Source organism: Nocardia sp. NPDC127579, assembly GCF_042672005.1.
GTDB lineage: Bacteria > Actinomycetota > Actinomycetes > Mycobacteriales > Mycobacteriaceae > Nocardia.
The window spans coordinates 1,183,631-1,200,279 of record NZ_JBHXVZ010000001.1; the positions used below are offsets into that span (position 1 = coordinate 1,183,631).

General features: G+C 67.0%; 13 protein-coding genes. 6 read left to right on the forward strand and 7 right to left on the reverse strand.

The genetic code is table 11. The features are described from left to right. Positions 1-20: 20 nt before the first annotated feature. The 4 genes from ACFVMC_RS04980 to ACFVMC_RS04995 all read right to left on the reverse strand — a co-directional run bounded on the left by ACFVMC_RS04980 (position 21) and on the right by ACFVMC_RS04995 (position 4,861). On the reverse strand, positions 21-1,934 hold the full coding sequence (locus ACFVMC_RS04980; RefSeq protein WP_379206946.1) for an ABC transporter ATP-binding protein: 1,914 nt from the start codon (positions 1,932-1,934) through the stop codon (positions 21-23). Further along, positions 1,931-3,664, reverse strand: coding sequence for an ABC transporter ATP-binding protein (locus ACFVMC_RS04985; protein ID WP_379206948.1), 1,734 nt, complete (start codon positions 3,662-3,664; stop codon positions 1,931-1,933). Before ACFVMC_RS04985 ends, ACFVMC_RS04980 begins: the two co-directional genes overlap by 4 nt. A gap of 73 nt (positions 3,665-3,737) precedes the next feature. Beyond that, on the reverse strand, positions 3,738-4,217 hold the full coding sequence (locus tag ACFVMC_RS04990) for an RrF2 family transcriptional regulator (protein ID WP_379206950.1): 480 nt from the start codon (positions 4,215-4,217) through the stop codon (positions 3,738-3,740). Between the two features lie 50 nt (positions 4,218-4,267). Continuing rightward, positions 4,268-4,861 carry a TetR/AcrR family transcriptional regulator gene (locus tag ACFVMC_RS04995; protein ID WP_379206952.1) on the reverse strand — a complete coding sequence of 198 codons (594 nt, stop codon included), beginning with the start codon at positions 4,859-4,861 and terminating at the stop codon, positions 4,268-4,270. A 238-nt stretch (positions 4,862-5,099) separates the two neighbouring features. Between ACFVMC_RS04995 and ACFVMC_RS05000 the strand changes: the two genes are divergently transcribed. Together ACFVMC_RS05000 and ACFVMC_RS05005 are read left to right on the forward strand one after the other, a co-directional pair. Then, a complete protein-coding gene (locus ACFVMC_RS05000; RefSeq protein WP_379206954.1) occupies positions 5,100-7,439 on the forward strand; it encodes an MMPL family transporter in 2,340 nt (779 codons plus the stop codon). A gap of 176 nt (positions 7,440-7,615) precedes the next feature. Next, a complete protein-coding gene (locus ACFVMC_RS05005; RefSeq protein ID WP_379206956.1) occupies positions 7,616-9,928 on the forward strand; it encodes an MMPL family transporter in 2,313 nt (770 codons plus the stop codon). On the opposite strand, the gene ACFVMC_RS05010 is transcribed toward ACFVMC_RS05005, so the two are convergent. Then, entirely contained in the window at positions 9,882-10,076 is a 195-nt protein-coding gene (locus ACFVMC_RS05010; RefSeq protein WP_379207831.1) for a hypothetical protein, read from the reverse strand. The genes ACFVMC_RS05005 and ACFVMC_RS05010 overlap by 47 nt on opposite strands. Before the next feature lie 139 nt (positions 10,077-10,215). Continuing rightward, positions 10,216-10,416 carry a hypothetical protein gene (locus ACFVMC_RS05015; protein WP_379206957.1) on the reverse strand — a complete coding sequence of 67 codons (201 nt, stop codon included), beginning with the start codon at positions 10,414-10,416 and terminating at the stop codon, positions 10,216-10,218. 212 nt (positions 10,417-10,628) lie between these two features. Between ACFVMC_RS05015 and ACFVMC_RS05020 the strand changes: the two genes are divergently transcribed. From ACFVMC_RS05020 to ACFVMC_RS05030, 3 genes are all read left to right on the forward strand, one after another. Beyond that, the gene (locus ACFVMC_RS05020; protein WP_379206959.1) at positions 10,629-12,455 is read left to right on the forward strand and encodes an ABC transporter ATP-binding protein; all 1,827 of its coding nucleotides are present in this window, start codon (positions 10,629-10,631) and stop codon (positions 12,453-12,455) included. Then, positions 12,452-14,359, forward strand: a complete 1,908-nt coding sequence (locus ACFVMC_RS05025; RefSeq protein WP_379206961.1) for an ABC transporter ATP-binding protein — start codon at positions 12,452-12,454, stop codon at positions 14,357-14,359. The genes ACFVMC_RS05020 and ACFVMC_RS05025 overlap by 4 nt, the downstream gene beginning before the upstream one ends. 184 nt (positions 14,360-14,543) lie before the next feature. Further along, a complete protein-coding gene (locus tag ACFVMC_RS05030) occupies positions 14,544-15,092 on the forward strand; it encodes a putative glycolipid-binding domain-containing protein (RefSeq protein ID WP_379207833.1) in 549 nt (182 codons plus the stop codon). 6 nt (positions 15,093-15,098) lie between these two features. Here ACFVMC_RS05030 and ACFVMC_RS05035 read toward each other — a convergent pair whose 3' ends face one another. Continuing rightward, the gene (locus ACFVMC_RS05035) at positions 15,099-16,049 is read right to left on the reverse strand and encodes a prephenate dehydrogenase (RefSeq protein ID WP_379206963.1); all 951 of its coding nucleotides are present in this window, start codon (positions 16,047-16,049) and stop codon (positions 15,099-15,101) included. A 58-nt stretch (positions 16,050-16,107) separates the two neighbouring features. On the opposite strand from ACFVMC_RS05035, the gene ACFVMC_RS05040 reads away from it, so the two are divergent. Further along, positions 16,108-16,647, forward strand: coding sequence for a tRNA adenosine deaminase-associated protein (locus ACFVMC_RS05040; protein WP_379206965.1), 540 nt, complete (start codon positions 16,108-16,110; stop codon positions 16,645-16,647). Positions 16,648-16,649 lie beyond the last annotated feature (2 nt).

Below are 16,649 nucleotides of genomic sequence, written 5' to 3' on the forward strand. Positions count from 1 at the left end.
TCCCAGGTGCCCGGCGGCGCCTAGACCTCGGCGGAGGCCGCCGCCGCGAACTGCGCGTTGTACAGGCGGTAGTAGGCGCCGCGCTCCGCGAGCAGGCGTTCGTGGTTGCCGTGTTCGACGATGCGGCCCGCCTCCATGACGACGATCAGATCGGCGTCGCGGATGGTGGACAGACGGTGGGCGATGACGAAGCTGGTGCGGTCGCGGCGCAGCGCGGCGGTCGCGTGCTGTACCAGCAGTTCGGTGCGGGTATCGACCGAGCTGGTCGCCTCGTCCAGGATGAGGATGGACGGCTTGGCCAGGAACGCACGAGCGATGGTGATGAGCTGCTTCTCCCCCGCGCTGACGCCCGAACCCTCCTCGTCGATGACCGTGTCGTAGCCGTCGGGCAGTGCGTGCACGAACCGGTCCACATAGGCCGCGCGGGCGGCCTCGAGGATCTCGGTCTCGGTGGCGTTTGGGTTGCCGTAGGCGATGTTCTCCCGGATGGTGCCCTTGAACAACCAGGTGTCCTGCAACACCATGCCCATCCGGGAGCGCAGGTTGTCGCGGGTCATCTCGGTGATGTCGACGCCGTCGATGGTTATCGTGCCCGCGTCGAGCTCGTAGAAGCGCATCAGCAGGTTGACCAGCGTGGTCTTTCCCGCGCCGGTCGGACCGACGATGGCGACCACGTGCCCGGGCTCCGCGACCAGCGAAAGCCGTTCGATGATCGGCTTTTCCGGCTCGTACCGGAAGGAGACGGCCTCGAACTCGACCCGGCCCCGATCCAGCGGGCGCGCGTTCTCCATGACCGGATCCGGGGACTGCTCCTGCGCGTCGAGGATCTCGAAGATCCGCTCCGCCGAGGCCACACCGGATTGCAGCAGGTTGGCCATCGCGCCGATCTGGGTCAGCGGCTGACTGAACTGCCGGGAGTATTGGATGAACGCCTGCACCTCGCCGAGCGAGAGATTGCCGGTCGCCACCCGCAGGCCGCCGACCAGGGCGACCAGCACGAAGTTCACGTTCCCGAGGAACATGATCGAGGGCATGATCAGACCGGAGATGAACTGGGCCTTGAAGCTGGATTCGTAGAGATCCTGGTTGCGCTTGTCGAATTCGGCGCCGACCTCGCGGCTGCGGCCGAACGCGGTGACCACCTCGTGCCCGGTGTAAGCCTCCTCGACCTGGGCGTTGACCATGCCGGTGTACTTCCACTGATCCACGAAGTGCGGCTTGGAGCGCTTGGCGATCTGCGCGGTGACGATGATCGCGGCGGGCACGGTGAGCAGCGCGATCAACGCCAGCAGCGGCGAGATCCAGAACATCATGATCAAGATGCCGATCACGGTGAACAGCGAGGTGAGCAGCTGGCTCATGGTCTGCTGCAGGCTCTGCGAGACATTGTCGACGTCATTGGTGACCCGGCTCAGCAGATCACCGCGCGGCGAGGTGTCGAAGTAGCGCAGCGGCAGGCGATGAATCTTGTCCTCGATATCGCCGCGCAGTCGCTTGACCGTCCGGTTGATCACGATATTGAGCAGGAACGCCTGCAACCAGCCGAACAGCGCCGCGCCGACGTACAGCGAGAGCACCAGGATCAGCACCCGGCCGACCGCACCGAAATCGACGCCGACACCCGGAATGACATCCATCGCGCCGAGCATGTCGGCGAAGGTGTTGTCACCGCTCGCGCGCAGCTGCTCGATCACCTGTTCCTTGGAGGCTCCGGCGGGCAACTGCTTGCCGATCGCGCCGTCGAACACCAGGTTCGTCGCCTTGCCGAGCAGATAGGGGCCGAGGGTGTTCAACACCACCGAGGCGATCACGAGGGCGATGATCAGCCCGACATAGAACCGCTCGGGAGCCAGCCGGCGCAGCAGCCGCTTCAGTGACGGGCCGAACGACTTCGCCTTCGCGTCCGGCGCACCGGGATTGACGCCGGGCCTCATCGCGCCTCCTCCGCCGACAGCTGGGATTCGACGATCTCCCGGTATTCCGGACAGTCGCGCAGCAATTGCTCGTGTGTGCCGATCCCGGCCATCGCCCCGTCCTCCAGCACCACGATCTGGTCGGCATCGCGGATGGTGGTGATCCGTTGCGCGACAATGATTACCGACGCGTCCCGAGTGACCGGCCGCAGGGCGTCGCGCAACCGGGCGTCGGTGGCCACGTCCAGCGCGGAGAAGGAATCGTCGAACAGGTAGACACGCGGTTGCCGGACCAGCGCGCGGGCGATCGCCAGCCGCTGGCGCTGCCCACCGGAGACGGTGGTGCCGCCCTGCGCGACCGGGGTGTCCAGGCCCTGCGGCATCTCCCGCACGAAATCGTCGGCCTGCGCGATCTCCAGTGCCCGCCACAGTTCGTCGTCGGTGGCGTCGGGTTTGCCGTAGCGCAGGTTACTGGCGACGGTGCCGGAGAACAGGTATGCCTTCTGCGGCACCAGTCCGATCTGCTCGCGCAGCGACTCCGGATCCAGATGCCGCACATCGGTGCCGCCGACATACACCGCGCCGTCGGTCACGTCGATGAGCCGGGGAATCAGATTGAGCAGGGTGGTCTTTCCGGCGCCGGTGGACCCGACGATGGCGGTGGTGGTGCCCGGCTCGACCTGGAATTCGATGGCCTTCAGGACCGGCTTCTCCGCGCCCGGGTAGGCGAACTCGGCGTAGGAGATCGACACCGCGGCCGGATCGCCCTCGAACGGCTTCGGGAACTTCGGCGGCAGCACCGAGGTGTGCGTATCCAGCACGGCGCCGATCCGATCGGCCGAGACCGCCGCCCGCGGCGCCATCATGGCCAGGAACGACGCCATCATGACTGCCATCAGGATCTGCATGATGTAGGACAGCAGCGCGGTGAGCGAGCCGATCTGCAGGCTGCCGTCATCGATCAGGTGCCCGCCGAACCAGATCACCGCGACGGCGGTCAGGTTGGAGATCAGCATGACGGTCGGGAACATCAGCGCCATCAGCCGCCCGACGCGCAGCGAGGTATCGGTGAGCTCGGAGTTCGCCACCCCGAAACGCCAGGTCTCCTGCCGTTCCCGGACGAACGCGCGGACCACCCGGATACCGGTGATCTGCTCACGCAGCACCCGGTTCACCTCGTCGATGCGGTGCTGCATATCCCGGAAGCCGGGCACCATGCGGGCCACGATGATCGCCATGGAGATGCCGAGGGCGGGCACCGCGATCAGCAGCAGCCAGGACAGGCCGAGATCCTCGCGCAGCGCCATGAAGATGCCGCCGAAACACATGATCGGCGCCATCACCAGGATGGTCGCCGACATCACGATCAGCAGCTGCACCTGCTGAATGTCATTGGTATTGCGGGTGATGAGCAACGGCGCGCCGAACATGCCGACCTCGCGCGCCGAGAAGGTGCCGACCCGATGCAGCAGCGCACCGCGCATATCGCGGCCCGCGGCCATCGCCGCCTGCGCGCCCAGATACACCGAGCAGGCCGATGCGACGATCTGCACGCCGGTCACCGCGAGCATCCACAGACCGGTGCTCCAGATGTATCCGATATCGCCCTTGGTGACGCCGTTGTCGATCAGATCGGCGTTCAGGCTGGGCAGGTACAGCATCGCGATGACCGAGATCAGCTGAAGCACGACGACCCCGGCCAGCTGGGCGCGGTACGGGGCGAGATAGGTGCGGAGCAGTCGGATCAACATGATGTTAGGCAGGCTACCGGCTGCTGCCGACACTCGTCGTGAGGTTTACCGGCCGGCATGGAACCGGTCGCGGTCAGCTCGGCTGGGTGTGCGGTTCGCGCCGGGCCCAGGCACCGGGATCGGCGACGAGGTCGTCGAGGAAGCCCGGCAGCCGGTCGGCGGCGATGTCGTCGATCGAGACGTTCTCCAGCACCGCGCGCAAGTTGACACGCACTGCGATCCACACGCGCCGCAAGGGTTCGGCCGCGCCCTCGTAGCGCACGTCCTCGGGCCGTTCGCCACGCACCGAGGCCAGCGGGCCCTCGACCGCGCGGATCACGTCGGCGATCGAGATGTCGGCGGCGGGCCGGGCCAGCCAGTAGCCGCCGTCCGGTCCGCGGCGGCTGATCACCAGCTCGGCCCGGCGCAGCTCGCCGAGCACGGTCTCGAGCACCTTGGGCGGAATCTGCTGTGCGGTCGCGATGGCGTCGGCCTTCAGCGCGGTCGGCTGTGGCGCGCGGGCGATTTCGAGCAGGGTTCGCACCGCGTAATCGACCTTCGCGGTGATGTGCACTGACTGCTCCCTGAACGATTCGGCTGGTGTTCGGCTAGGAATCTACTGGGCTATCGGGTTCCGCAGGCGGTCAGTACACAGGTGGCGGCGTCCAGCAGGGTGCTTTCGATGAGTTCCTCGTCGGCGTCGGGTGCGAGTTCACCGGAGAACAGGGCGACTTCGAGGACCTGGAGGGCGGCGCTGGCCCGTAGTTTCGCCTCGGCGCTCGGGTTCGGGCCCGCGAGCCAATCCCCGAGCGCCCGGCTGAATTGGAACAGGTCCGGGTTGCGGTCGGCCATGGCGTTGACGATGGCAACGGTGTCACGCACGCACATGGCGCCGACATCGCGGTGGGCCAGGATGCCGCGGATGTAGTTGGTCAGCACGGTCCGCACGCCCTCGGGAGTGTGCGGGACGGTCTCGATATCCGCTGCGACATCGCGCATGTGGGCCACGATCGGATCGATGATCGCGACGAGCAGATCCAGCTTCGAGGGGTAGTGATAGTAGAGCGAGGCCTTTGTGATTCCTACCGCATCGGCGACCTCGCGCAGGCTCGTCTGCTCGAATCCTTTGCTGCCGAAAAGCTCCACAGCTGCGTCTCTGATCGCCAGCTTCGTGCTCCGACCTGCGGATACGGATTCTGCCGTCACTGTGATCTCCATCGGATGTCCTTGTTGTGCCTACTGAGCCGTGCTTACGGTGCCCCTACAAATAGAGGTTGTACCTCCGCTTAGCGCCAAGTTAGAGTCTACCTACCGCACGGTAGGCAAAAAACGTCAATTGGAGGCGGGCAGTCCCCCGGTCTGGATCTCGAATCCACGACGCAGCTGGGCACCCGCGCGAACGCACTGTCTGACCGGCATGTCCCGGCCAACCCTGTTATCGCTAGGAGACCCCCTCATGTCCGTACTTCTCTACAGATGGGGAAAGTTCGCTTTCCGCCGGAAATGGATCGTGCTACCGATCTGGCTCGCTCTGCTGATCGCCGTCGGCGGCGTGGCAGCAGTGATCAGCAAGCCGATGAACGATGACTTCTCCATGCCCAACCTGCCGTCGGAGCGGGCCACCGAGATCCTGGACCAGCACTTCCCGGGCATGTCGGCGCAGTTCAGCATGGACGCCGTGCTCGGCACCTACGTGATCCAGGCGCCGGAGGGCCAGAAGCTCACCGACCCGGCCAACGAGACCGCCATCGACGGGCTGATCGCCAAGCTGCGCGAACTGCCGATCGTCGACGCGGACAACAAGAACAAGCCGCTGGTCAACCCGGTCACCCTGGCCAAGAACCTGCCGTTGGGTCCGGAGAAGACCTTCGACTGCGTGGCCGTCGACCGCCAAAGCCCCGACGCCAAGTCCTACTGCGCCAGCGCTCCACTGAACGTGCTGGGCGAGCAGCCCGACACGGTCGCGACGCTGGACGTGCCGTTCAAGATCGCGAGCATCTCCGATGTCACGCCCGAGCAGCGCAAACTGGCCTACAACGCGGCCGATTCGGCGCGGGCCGCCGGTCTGACCGTCGAGATGAGCGGATCGCTGCCGCTCGAGCAGGAGCAGCCCAGTGGCTCCTCGGAGGCGATCGGCTTCGCCGTCGCGTTCATCGTCATGATCATCGCCTTCGGTGCGCTGATCGCCGCGTTCGTGCCGCTGATCACCGCGATCGTCGGCCTGGGCCTGGCGGTCTCCACCATCACAATGGGGACCGCGTTCCTGACCATCCCCACCTTCACGCCGATTCTGGCCACGATGATCGGCATCGCACTGTCCATCGACTACGCGCTGTTCATCGTCTCCCGCTATAAACACGAACTGGTGGTCCAGGATTCGCCCGAGGAAGCCGCGGGCATCGCCCTGGGCACCGCGGGTTCGGCGGTGGTGTTCGCCGGTCTGACCGTCATCATCGCCCTCGCCGGGCTGAGCATCGTCGGCGTGCAGTTCCTGACCTTCATGGGTCTGGGCGGCGCATTCGCCGCGGCGTTCGCGGTCCTCACCGCGGTCACCTTCCTGCCCGCGCTGATGGGTGCGTTCGGCCGGTTCCTGTTCAAGCCGAAGGTGCCGTTCGTCGCCAAGCACGACCCCGAGGACGACACCTCGGTCACCAACGGCACCCGCTTCGCCCGCCTGATCGGCAAGATGCCCGCCGTGACGTTCATCCTGAGCATCCTGGTGCTCGGCGCGCTGGCCGCTCCCGCGGCCGGGATGAACCTCGGTCTCCCGGGCGAGGGCAGCATGTCCAAGGAGACCACGGTCCGCAAGGCCTACGACATCCGCACCGAAGGCTTCGGTGAGGGCAGTAACGGCGTGCTGAATATCGCCGTCGACCTGTCCGGCGTCTCGGAACAGAAGCGTGACGACGCGCTCACAGCGCTGCGCGAGAAGATCGCGTCCTACCCGGATATGGCCTACGTGACCGCGACCATGCCGAGCCCGGACGGCGCGGGTGCGATGTTCAACGGCGTACCGAAGTCGGGACCGAACGAGCAGGTCACCAAAGATCTGGTCAAACAAGCCCGCGACGCCGAGGGCTACTTCCAGGCCGAATACGGCATGGAGTACGGCGTCACCGGTGTGACCGCCATCTTCGCCGACGTCGACAATGTGCTGCTCGGCAAGATCGTGCCCTACCTGGCGATCGTGGCCGGCGCCGCGTTCGTCCTGCTGATCCTGGTGTTCCGCTCGATCCTGGTGCCACTCACTGCGGCCCTGGGCTTCCTGCTGTCCATGGCGGCCACCTTCGGCGCGACCGTGCTGATCTTCCAGGAGGGCGCGTTCGGGCTGATCGCGGATCCGCAGCCGATCATCAGCTTCCTGCCGATCATGCTGATCGGCCTGGTGTTCGGCCTCGCCATGGACTACCAGGTCTTCCTGGTGACCCGCATGCGTGAGGAATTCGTGCACGGCAAGTCCGCCAAGGACGCCATGATCAACGGCTACCACCACGGTGCCCGCGTGGTGACCGCGGCCGCGATCATCATGATCTCGGTGTTCTCCGGCTTCATGCTGATGCCGGACGCGACCGCCAAGTCGATGGGCTTCGCGCTGGCCGCGGGCGTGCTGTTCGACGCGTTCATCGTCCGCATGGTGCTGATTCCGTCGCTGCTGGTGCTCATGGGCAAATGGTCCTGGTGGATCCCGAAGTGGCTGGACCGCATCCTGCCCGATATCGATGTGGAGGGCGCCAAGTTGCAGGGTGTGCAGCCGCAGACCGTGGAACTGAAGAAGGAGCCGGTCGGCGTGAGCTGATCCCGGCCTGACCGTCACTCGGCCCCGTACCTGTTCCAGGTGCGGGGCCGAGTGCGTTTCCCCTTGATAACAGGTGCGGTCGGTTCTTGATCTTGTGCGCCGCCCGCAGCAGACTCAGCACAGGTTCCGTTCTTCAGCTCGGTCAGGCTCGATCCGATCACCGCGAGGAGAAGACCGTGTCCGTTTGGCTATACCGGTGGGGCAAATTCGCATTCCGCCGCAAATGGCTGGTGCTGCCCATCTGGTTCGCGCTGTTCCTGATCCTCGGCGCACTCGGCAACGGACTCAAAGAGCCGATGAGCGATGACTTCAGCCTGCCCAACCTGCCCTCGGAGCGCGCCACCGAGATCCTGGACAAACACTTCCCCGGCATGTCGGAGGCCTTCCAATTCGACGCCGTGACCGGCACCTACGTGATCGGCGCGCCCGCCGGGCAGAAGCTCACCGACCCGGCCAACCAGGCCGCGATCAAAGAGCTGATCGGCAAGGTCGAGGCGCTGCCGATCGTGGATCGCGCCAAGCCGCTGGTCGATCCGATCGACGCGACCCAGCAGCTGGGCTGCCTGGTCCCCGACGCCGACCCCAGCAAGTGCAGCGGCGCCCCGCTGAACGTGCTGAACAAGACCAGCCCGGAGACCGTCGCCTTCTTCAGCGTCCCGTTCACCATCACCGATTTCACCAAGGTCACCGCCGAGGACCGCGACCTGGCCTATCGGGCGGCCGATGCGGCGCGGGCGGCTGGGCTCACGGTCGAGATGAGTGGCTCGATCGCGATCGAGCAGGAGATGCCGAGCGGCAAATCCGAGATGATCGGTATGGGCGTCGCCTTCATCGTCATGATCATCGCGTTCGGCGCGATCGTGGCCGCGTTCGTTCCGATCATCACCGCGATCGTCGGTCTGGGCGCGGCCACCTCGCTGATCTTCCTGGGCACCTCGGTGCTGTCGGTGCCCAGCTTCACCACCTTCCTGGCCACGATGATCGGCATCGCGCTGTCCATCGACTACGCGCTGTTCATCGTCTCGCGCTACAAACACGAACTGGCCGTGCAGGATTCACCTGAGGAAGCCGCGGGCACGGCCCTGGGCACCGCGGGCTCGGCGGTGGTGTTCGCCGGTCTGACCGTGATCATCGCGCTGGTCGGCCTCGGCATCGTCGGCGTGCGGTTCCTGACCTTCATGGGTCTGGGCGGCGCGATCGCCGCCGCGTTCGCGGTGCTCACCGCCATCACGCTGATGCCCGCGCTGCTCGGTGCGTTCGGCCGGTTCCTGTTCAAGCCGAAGCTGCCGCTGGTCGCCCGGGCCGATCCCGAGGACGACAGCGTCGTCACCAACGGCACCCGCTTCGCCCGCCTGATCGCGCGCGCGCCGTGGGTCACGCTGGTGCTCAGCATCGTGGTGCTCGGTCTGCTGGCCGCGCCCGCGGCCGGGCTGAATCTCGGCCTGCCGGGCGAGGACAGCATGCCCAAGACCACCACCGTCCGCAAGGCCTACGACCTGCGCACCGCGGGCTTCGGCGCGGGCAGCAACGGCATTCTTCAGGTCGCCGTCGACCTGACCGACGTGCCCGCCGAGCGCCGATCCGACGCGCTGACCGCGCTGCGGGAACGGCTCGGGTCCTACAACGACATGGATTACGTCACCGAGCCCACCATGAGCGAGGACGGCAGCGGCGCCTTGCTCGAGGGTGTGCCGCAGGACGGCCCGAATGCCAAGGCCACCAAGGATCTGGTGGCCGAGGCCCGTGACGCCGAGGCGCAGCTGAAGTCCGAGTACGGGATGCAATACGGGATCACCGGCACCACCGCGATCTACGCCGATATCGACCACGTGCTGCTCAGCAAGATCGTGCCCTACCTGGCTATCGTGGCCGGCGCCGCCTTCATCCTGCTGATCCTGGTGTTCCGCTCGATCCTGGTGCCGCTGACCGCAGCCCTGGGCTTCCTGCTGTCCATGGCGGCCACCTTCGGCGCGACCGTGCTGATCTTCCAGGACGGAAAATTCGGCCTGATCAAGGATCCGCACGCGATCGTCAGCTTCCTGCCGATCATGCTGATCGGCCTGGTGTTCGGCCTGGCCATGGACTACCAGGTCTTCCTGATGACCCGCATGCGCGAGGAGTACGTGCACGGGAAGTCACCGACGGACGCGGTGATCAACGGCTATCACCACGGCGCGCGTGTGGTGACCGCGGCCGCGATCATCATGATCTCGGTGTTCGGCTCGTTCCTGCTGGAATCCGATGTCACGGCCAAGTCCATGGGCTTCGCGTTGGCGGTCGGTGTGCTGCTGGACGCCTTCCTGGTGCGCATGGTGCTGATTCCGTCGCTGCTGGTGCTGCTGGGCAAGTGGGCCTGGTGGATGCCGAAGTGGCTGGACCGGATCGTGCCCGACATCGATGTGGAGGGCGCGAAACTGCGTGCGCTACAGGGGAAGTCCCCGGCTACTGACTCGGTTGCGGTACATGGCACGTCCCGACCTTGGGATTGAGGCCCATATAGTTCAGCGGGCCGGCCAGGGCGGTGAGTGCGATGGTGCCGAAACCGGAGCAGGTGATCGGCCCGTTGGTGAAGTAGTCGCGCTGGACACCGGCGAAAAGGCCGATGGCCAGCCAAGCCACGAGCAGCAGACTCGCCAGTCGAGCGGGGAGGCCGCCGCGCTCACGCTCCGGTCTCCCATAGGCAGCACGATCACGCATGATTACCGCCTCTCTTTTCCCGAGAGCTTACTCGGGCCGAAGTGACCGGCCCGTGCCGATAACCGCAGGTGTATCCCCTTTATGGGCTGGGCTCGGGGACATTGCAATCCGAGATTTTCGGATTGACACCCATGTAGTTGAGCGGACCGGCCACCACCGTCACCGCGATGGTGCCGAACCCGGCGCAGTTGATCGGCCCGCTGTCGAAATAGTCCCGCTGCACCGCGGCGACCACGCCGATCAACAGCCAGATCAGAACTATGGCACTTCCGATTCTCATCCGATGCTCCTATCCGTTGGGGCGTAATACCCACCGGCGAGCGGTTTACCCGATCGGACTTGACCTCGACATTACTTTAGGTTGTTGAGTGGGTGGCAGAAAATCAGTGGAACGCGGCTCGTGGCTTTGACACCCTGAGATGTCGGACCCCAGTGGGAACATCACTGGCACCGCGTTCTCTGACACCGCAATCCACGACCCGAGGGGGAGCCTTGTCACTCGCACTGGAGCAGCCCGCCGCCGACGCCGACGGCGACAGACCTTCGCGGCCAGGCGAATCCGAACCGCCGGGCCGCCTGTTCTCGCTCCGCCGGTTCCTGCCTTATATTCGGCCGCACCGCAATACGCTGCTCGCGGCCACCGGACTGGCGCTGCTGAGCTCGCTCACGGCCGTCGTCATCCCCGTGGTGATCGCGCGCATCGTCGACGGTCCGCTCGCCCGGCGGGATTTCGGTGCGCTGCTGTGGCCGGTGGCGCTGGTCCTCGTGCTCGGGCTGCTCGAATCACTGGGCGTCTGGGGGCGGCGCTGGCTGGTCTCCAAACCCGCGACGCAGGTCGAAATCACCATGCGCGCCAAGATCTTCCGCAAACTGCAGGCCCTGTCGATCGGGCGGCACGACGCCTGGGAATCGGGGCAACTGCTCTCCCGCGCGGTCGACGATATGGCAACGATGCGCAAGTTCATCGCGTTCATCGGCCCCTTCCTGCTGATCCACCTGGTCCTCATCCCGGTCGGGCTGGTGGTGCTGCTCGTGCTGAACTGGCGGATCGGCCTGATCTTCGCGATCGTCGCACTCCCGCTCACTTGGTTCTGCGTACGGTTCGAACGCAAATATGCGGTGGCCTCCCGTCGCTCCCAGGACCAATCCGGCGACCTGGCCACCACCGCCGAGGAATCCGCGCAGGGCATCCGGGTGCTCAAGGCGTTCGGGCGGGGCGCGTTCTTCGGCACCCGGTTCACCGCGCAGTCCCGAGAACTCCAGCAGACCGAGCTGTTGAAGGTGCGCCTGGACGCGAATCTGTGGTCGGCCATGGTGGCGGTACCGCAGCTGGCCATTGCCTTCGCGCTCGGCTACGGCGCGTTCGCAGTCGCGGGCGGCACCATGACGCTGGGCACCTTGGTCGCGTGCATCACGCTGGCCAATTTCCTGCAGTGGCCGATCATCTGGACCGGCTTCCTGCTGGCCGAATGGAACGACGCGCGCACCGCGGCCGACCGGTACTGGGAGATCATCGACACCCCGATCGATATCACCGATCCGATCGACCCGGTGCCGCTGCCCGAGCGGATCCGGGGCGAATTGCGTTTGGACAGGGTGCGATTCGCGTTCCCGAACGAGACCGGCCCGGGCAGCGCGGTGCTCGAGGACATCTCGCTCACCGTCCGCCCCGGCGAAACGGTGGCCCTGGTCGGCGCCACCGGCAGCGGGAAAACCGCGCTGCTCAACCTGATTCCCCGCCTCTACGACGTCACTGGCGGGCGGATCAGCGTCGACGGCATCGATATCGCCGCACTGCGGGTCTCGGATCTGCGCTCGGTGGTGTCGGTGGCGTTCGAGGAGCCGGTCCTGTTCTCGGCCAGCGTCCGCGAGAACGTGGCGCTGGGCGACCCGGCCGCCTCCGACGACGATGTCCGGCGCGCCCTCGACGTCGCGCAGGCCACCGAATTCGTGGACAACCTGCCCTGGGGTCTGGACACCCGGATCGGTGAGCAGGGCATGAGCCTGTCCGGCGGACAGCGCCAGCGACTCGCGCTGGCGCGGGCCGTACTGGCCGGCACCCGGCACCGCGGCCGGGTGATGGTGCTCGACGATCCGCTCTCGGCGCTCGATGTGGAGACCGAGGAGCGGGTGCAGGAGCGCCTGCGCAGCGTCCTGGCCGATGCGACGACTCTGCTTGTCGCGCACCGGCCTTCGACGGCGGCCCTGGCCGACCGGGTGGCCGTGCTGGCCGGCGGGCGGATCGTCGCCGAGGGCAGCCACGACCACCTGCTGCGCGTCAACGCCGTCTACCGAGAACTGATGGGAGGTGAGCAATGAGCACCGAGACAGTCGAAACGAAAGCGGTCGCGACACCGGAGAAATCCCGGGACGAGGTCGCGGACTGGCGCGGCATCGCCAGCGAGGACAAAGAGGTCACCGCGACCGGCAACCTGGTGCTGGCCGAACGCTCCCGGCGGCTGCTGCTCGAGCTGATCCGGCCCTATCGCGGGCGGGCCATCCTGGCCCTGGTCCTGATCGTGGTGGACAATGCCGCCAAGGTGGCCGGTCCGCTGTTCATCGCCTACGGCCTGGACACCGCGATCGCACAGAGCCGGCGCGACAACTGGACCCCGCTGGCCTGGACGGTGGCGGGCTACCTGGGCACTGTGCTGCTCAGCATGGCCACCACCTACGTGTTCCTGCGGGTCAGCGGAAAGCTCAGTCAGAGCGTGCTTTTCGACCTACGAGTGCGCGCGTTCGCCCACACCCAGCGGCTCAGCGTGGCCTTCCACGAGAAATACACCTCCGGCAAGGTGGTCTCGCGGCTCACCGGCGACATCGAAACCTTGCAGGAGTTGCTGGAGAGCGCGCTGAACCAGGCGATCGGCGCCATCCTGTCCGTGGTGACCATCGCGGTCATCCTGGTCTACCTGGATCTGACGCTGGCCTCGATCGTGCTGGTCGGGTTCATTCCGCTGGTGCTGGTCACCCGCTGGGCGCAGCGGCGTCAGCGCGCCGGCTACCGCAAGACCCGCGGCGCCATCGCCAAGGTCGTCGTGCAGTTCGTGGAATCGATGGGCGGCATGCGCGCGGTCCAGGCGTTCCGCCGTGAACAGCGCAACGAGTCGGTGCTGGCGATCGAGGACGCCGCCTACCGCAAGGCCACGATCACCGCGATTCGCGGTGTGGGCGATTACGTCGGGCTCACCCGGCTGCTCGGCAACCTGACCACGGTGATCATCATCGTCGTCGGCTCCTGGATGGTGATCGAGGGCAATCTGGCCGTCGGCGTGCTCGCGGCCTACCTGCTCTACCTCACCGAGTTCTACGGTCCGCTCGACGAACTCGCGCAGGTGTTCAACGCCTACCAGTCCGCGGCCGCGGCGCTGGAGAAGATCTCCGGCGTGCTCGAGGAAGAGCCGTCGGTACCGGAACCGACAACGCCGGTGCCGCTGGGCAAAGCAAGCGGTGCGGTACGGATGGAGCGGGTGTGGTTCGGCTACGCCGCGGGCTCCACACCGGTCGAGCAGCTCGACGCGCCGGTCGAGCCGTCCAAGGTGGTGCTGCCCGAGTTCGGCCTGGAGATTCCGGCCGGACAGGTCATCGCCCTGGTCGGCGCGACCGGCGCGGGCAAATCGACCCTCGCCAAACTGCTCACCCGGTTCTACGACCCCTCCGGCGGCACGATCGCCCTGGACGGCGTGGATCTGCGCGACCTCACCGACGCCGACCTGCGCCGCAATGTCGTCATGGTCACCCAGGAGGCGTACCTGTTCTCCGGGTCGGTCGCGGACAACATCCGGCTCGGCCGGCCGGAGGCCACCGACGCGCAAGTGCACGCGGCCGCGCGGGCGGTCGGGTTGTACGACTTCGTGGCGGCGCTGCCGCAGGGCTTCGACACCGATGTGAAGAAGCGCGGCGGCCGGCTGTCGGCGGGCCAGCGGCAGCTGGTCGCGTTTGCCCGGGTATTCCTGGCCGACCCGGCCGTGATCGTGCTCGACGAAGCCACCTCCAGCCTCGACATTCCCAGCGAGCGGCTGGTGCAGCGAGCGCTGGAGACGGTGCTGCACGGTCGGACCGCGGTGATCATCGCGCACCGGCTGTCCACGGTCGCGATCGCCGATCGGGTGCTGGTGCTCGAACACGGGCGGATCGTCGAAGACGGTGCACCCGCCGACCTCATCGCGGGCAGTGGCCGGTTCGCCGGCCTGCACGCGGCCTGGCGCGAGTCGCTGGTATGAGGCGGTGCGCGTCCGGCTCGGCTCCGGGGTTGGCCGGGCCGGGCGCGCACGATCCGCCGCCCACCGGGCAGTGGGAGTTCGCTGGTGTGATGCGGTCCGGCAGTGCGCGAGGTCCGCTGTCGCTTACGGTAGATAGGTGACCAACCCAGCCCCTGGCTCCGGCGCCACCTCCCGTTGGCCGGGAATGCTCACGTGGCGCGCGCACAACGCGACACGGATGGAGTCGGTCCGGGTGACGCTCAACGGCAACCGTATCCGGGCCGCCGGGCGCATGATCGGCGGCGCGTGCGAGGAGCATCCGGCATTCAGCGCCTCTTACGACCTGGTCACCGACGAGAACGGCGTCACCAAGCGGCTGTCGCTGCGCAGCACCACCCCGGCCGGTGAGCGGCATGCCTCGCTCGCCCGCGACGAGGAGAACTACTGGCTGGTCGACGCGGGCGGCAGCCACGTGCGCTCCACCTTCGGCGGCGCGCTCGACGTCGACGTGGTGCTGAGCCCGTTCTTCAACACCCTGCCGATCCGCCGCTTCGGCTTGCAGCACGCGGTGGACGAGGTACAGGTACCGGTGGTCTACGTCCGGTTGCCGGAGCTACAGGTGCAGGAGGCCAGTCTCACCTACAGCAGCGGACCCAACGGCGTGAATGTGCTGTCGCCGGTGTCCAGCGCCACGGTGACCGTCGACGCCGACGGCTTCGTGCTCGAATATCCCGGGCTGGCCGAGAGAATCTGAACTGCCTCAAGGCAATTCGGTGAGCACTCCCCCGCCCCGGCCGGCTTCGGCGAATGCGGCCAGCCAGTCGTGGTCGCCGGGCGTCACACCGGTGATCGACCAGCGCTTCGCGGTCTCGTAGTCCTGTCGCCCGTCGTGCCCGGCCTCGACGAGTTCGGCCAGCGACGCGTCCGCGCGCAGGCTGTCCCGGGCCGCGGTCAGCACGGTCAGCGTGTCGTCGAGCACCTCCAGCAGCGCCGCCGCGTTGGGTTCGCAGATGGCGCGCACCAGGTCCGGCGCGGTCCCGGCGACCCGGGTGCCGTCCCGGAACGAGCCCGCCGCCAGCCCGAGCGCCAGCGGGCCACCCGCCGCGCCCGCGACCGCCAGCGCTTCGGCGAGTACGTGCGGCAGGTGGGAGATCCGGGCGACCGCGCGATCATGCTCGGCGGCCAGTACCGGAACCACGACCGAACCGCAGTCCAGCGCCAGCCGCACCACCCGGCTCCACGGATCCACGTGGGTGCCCTCGTCCACCCCGACCGCCCACACCGCGTCCCGGAACAGTTCGGGAAATGTTGCCGCCCAGCCGGATTCGGAGGTGCCGGCCATCGGGTGCCCGCCCACGTAGCGGGCCGCGAGGCCGTGTCGGCGCACCGCGTCGAGTACCGGGCCCTTCACGCTCACCACATCGGTCAACGGACAGTTCGGGGCGTAGTCGGCGATCAGTTCCAGCAGATGGTCGACGGCGGGCATCGGCACCGCGATCACGATCAGCGCGTCGGCGTCGGCGGCCCGGCGCAGGGTGCCCACCAGATCGGTGCTCACCTCGAATCCGTCCGCGCGGGCGGCCCGCGCCCCGTCCTCGGACCGGTTGTAGGCCCACGCCGGGTACCCCGCCGCGGTGGCGGCACGCAGCAGGGAACCACCGATCAAACCGGTCCCCAGCACGCATACGGGGGGCTTCGGGTCACGCGTCATCGGAACAGATTGGCATACGACTTCAACATTTCGGGTCAAGCAGACTACCGTTGCGACCATGGCAGCACAGCGCTCGGGCACGAACAGTGCGGCGTCGGAAGACTATGACGCCGTGGAGGGGTTCGCCGTGGCGGTGGTCCGTGAAGATGGCAAGTGGCGCTGTAGCCCATTGAGCCAGGCGGCCCTCACCAATTTGTCCACAGCCGAGACCGAGCTGAAGGCTTTGCGCAGCTCCGGTGCGGTCTTCGGGCTGCTGGACGTGGATGACGAATTCTTCATCGTGCTGCGGCCCGCGCCGAGCGGCACCCGGATGCTGGTCTCCGACGCCACCGCCGCGATCGATTACGACATCGCCGCGGATGTGCTCGAGGCGTTGAACGTCGAGATCCCCGATATCGATCCCGATGATCTGGACGATGTCGATCCGTGGGAGGAGGGCGATCTGGGCGTGCTGGCCGATCTGGGGCTGCCCGAGCCGGTGCTGAGCGTCATCCTGGCCGATACCGGCCTCTATCCCGACGAGCAGCTCAATATGATCGCCCATCGCCTCGGTTTCGCCGACGAACTCTCGGCGGTCGTGGACAAACTACCGCGTTGATC

Excerpts from the sequence above, each read along its gene's own strand:
- ACFVMC_RS04980 (WP_379206946.1), bottom strand. The coding sequence starts at position 1,934 with ATGAGGCCCGGCGTCAATCCCGGTGCGCCGGACGCGAAGGCGAAGTCG.
- ACFVMC_RS04985 (WP_379206948.1), bottom strand. The coding sequence starts at position 3,664 with ATGTTGATCCGACTGCTCCGCACCTATCTCGCCCCGTACCGCGCCCAG.
- ACFVMC_RS04995 (WP_379206952.1), bottom strand. The coding sequence starts at position 4,861 with ATGGAGATCACAGTGACGGCAGAATCCGTATCCGCAGGTCGGAGCACG.
- ACFVMC_RS05000 (WP_379206954.1), top strand. The coding sequence starts at position 5,100 with ATGTCCGTACTTCTCTACAGATGGGGAAAGTTCGCTTTCCGCCGGAAA.
- ACFVMC_RS05015 (WP_379206957.1), bottom strand. The coding sequence starts at position 10,416 with ATGAGAATCGGAAGTGCCATAGTTCTGATCTGGCTGTTGATCGGCGTG.
- ACFVMC_RS05025 (WP_379206961.1), top strand. The coding sequence starts at position 12,452 with ATGAGCACCGAGACAGTCGAAACGAAAGCGGTCGCGACACCGGAGAAA.
- ACFVMC_RS05030 (WP_379207833.1), top strand. The coding sequence starts at position 14,544 with ATGCTCACGTGGCGCGCGCACAACGCGACACGGATGGAGTCGGTCCGG.
- ACFVMC_RS05035 (WP_379206963.1), bottom strand. The coding sequence starts at position 16,049 with ATGACGCGTGACCCGAAGCCCCCCGTATGCGTGCTGGGGACCGGTTTG.
- ACFVMC_RS05040 (WP_379206965.1), top strand. The coding sequence starts at position 16,108 with ATGGCAGCACAGCGCTCGGGCACGAACAGTGCGGCGTCGGAAGACTAT.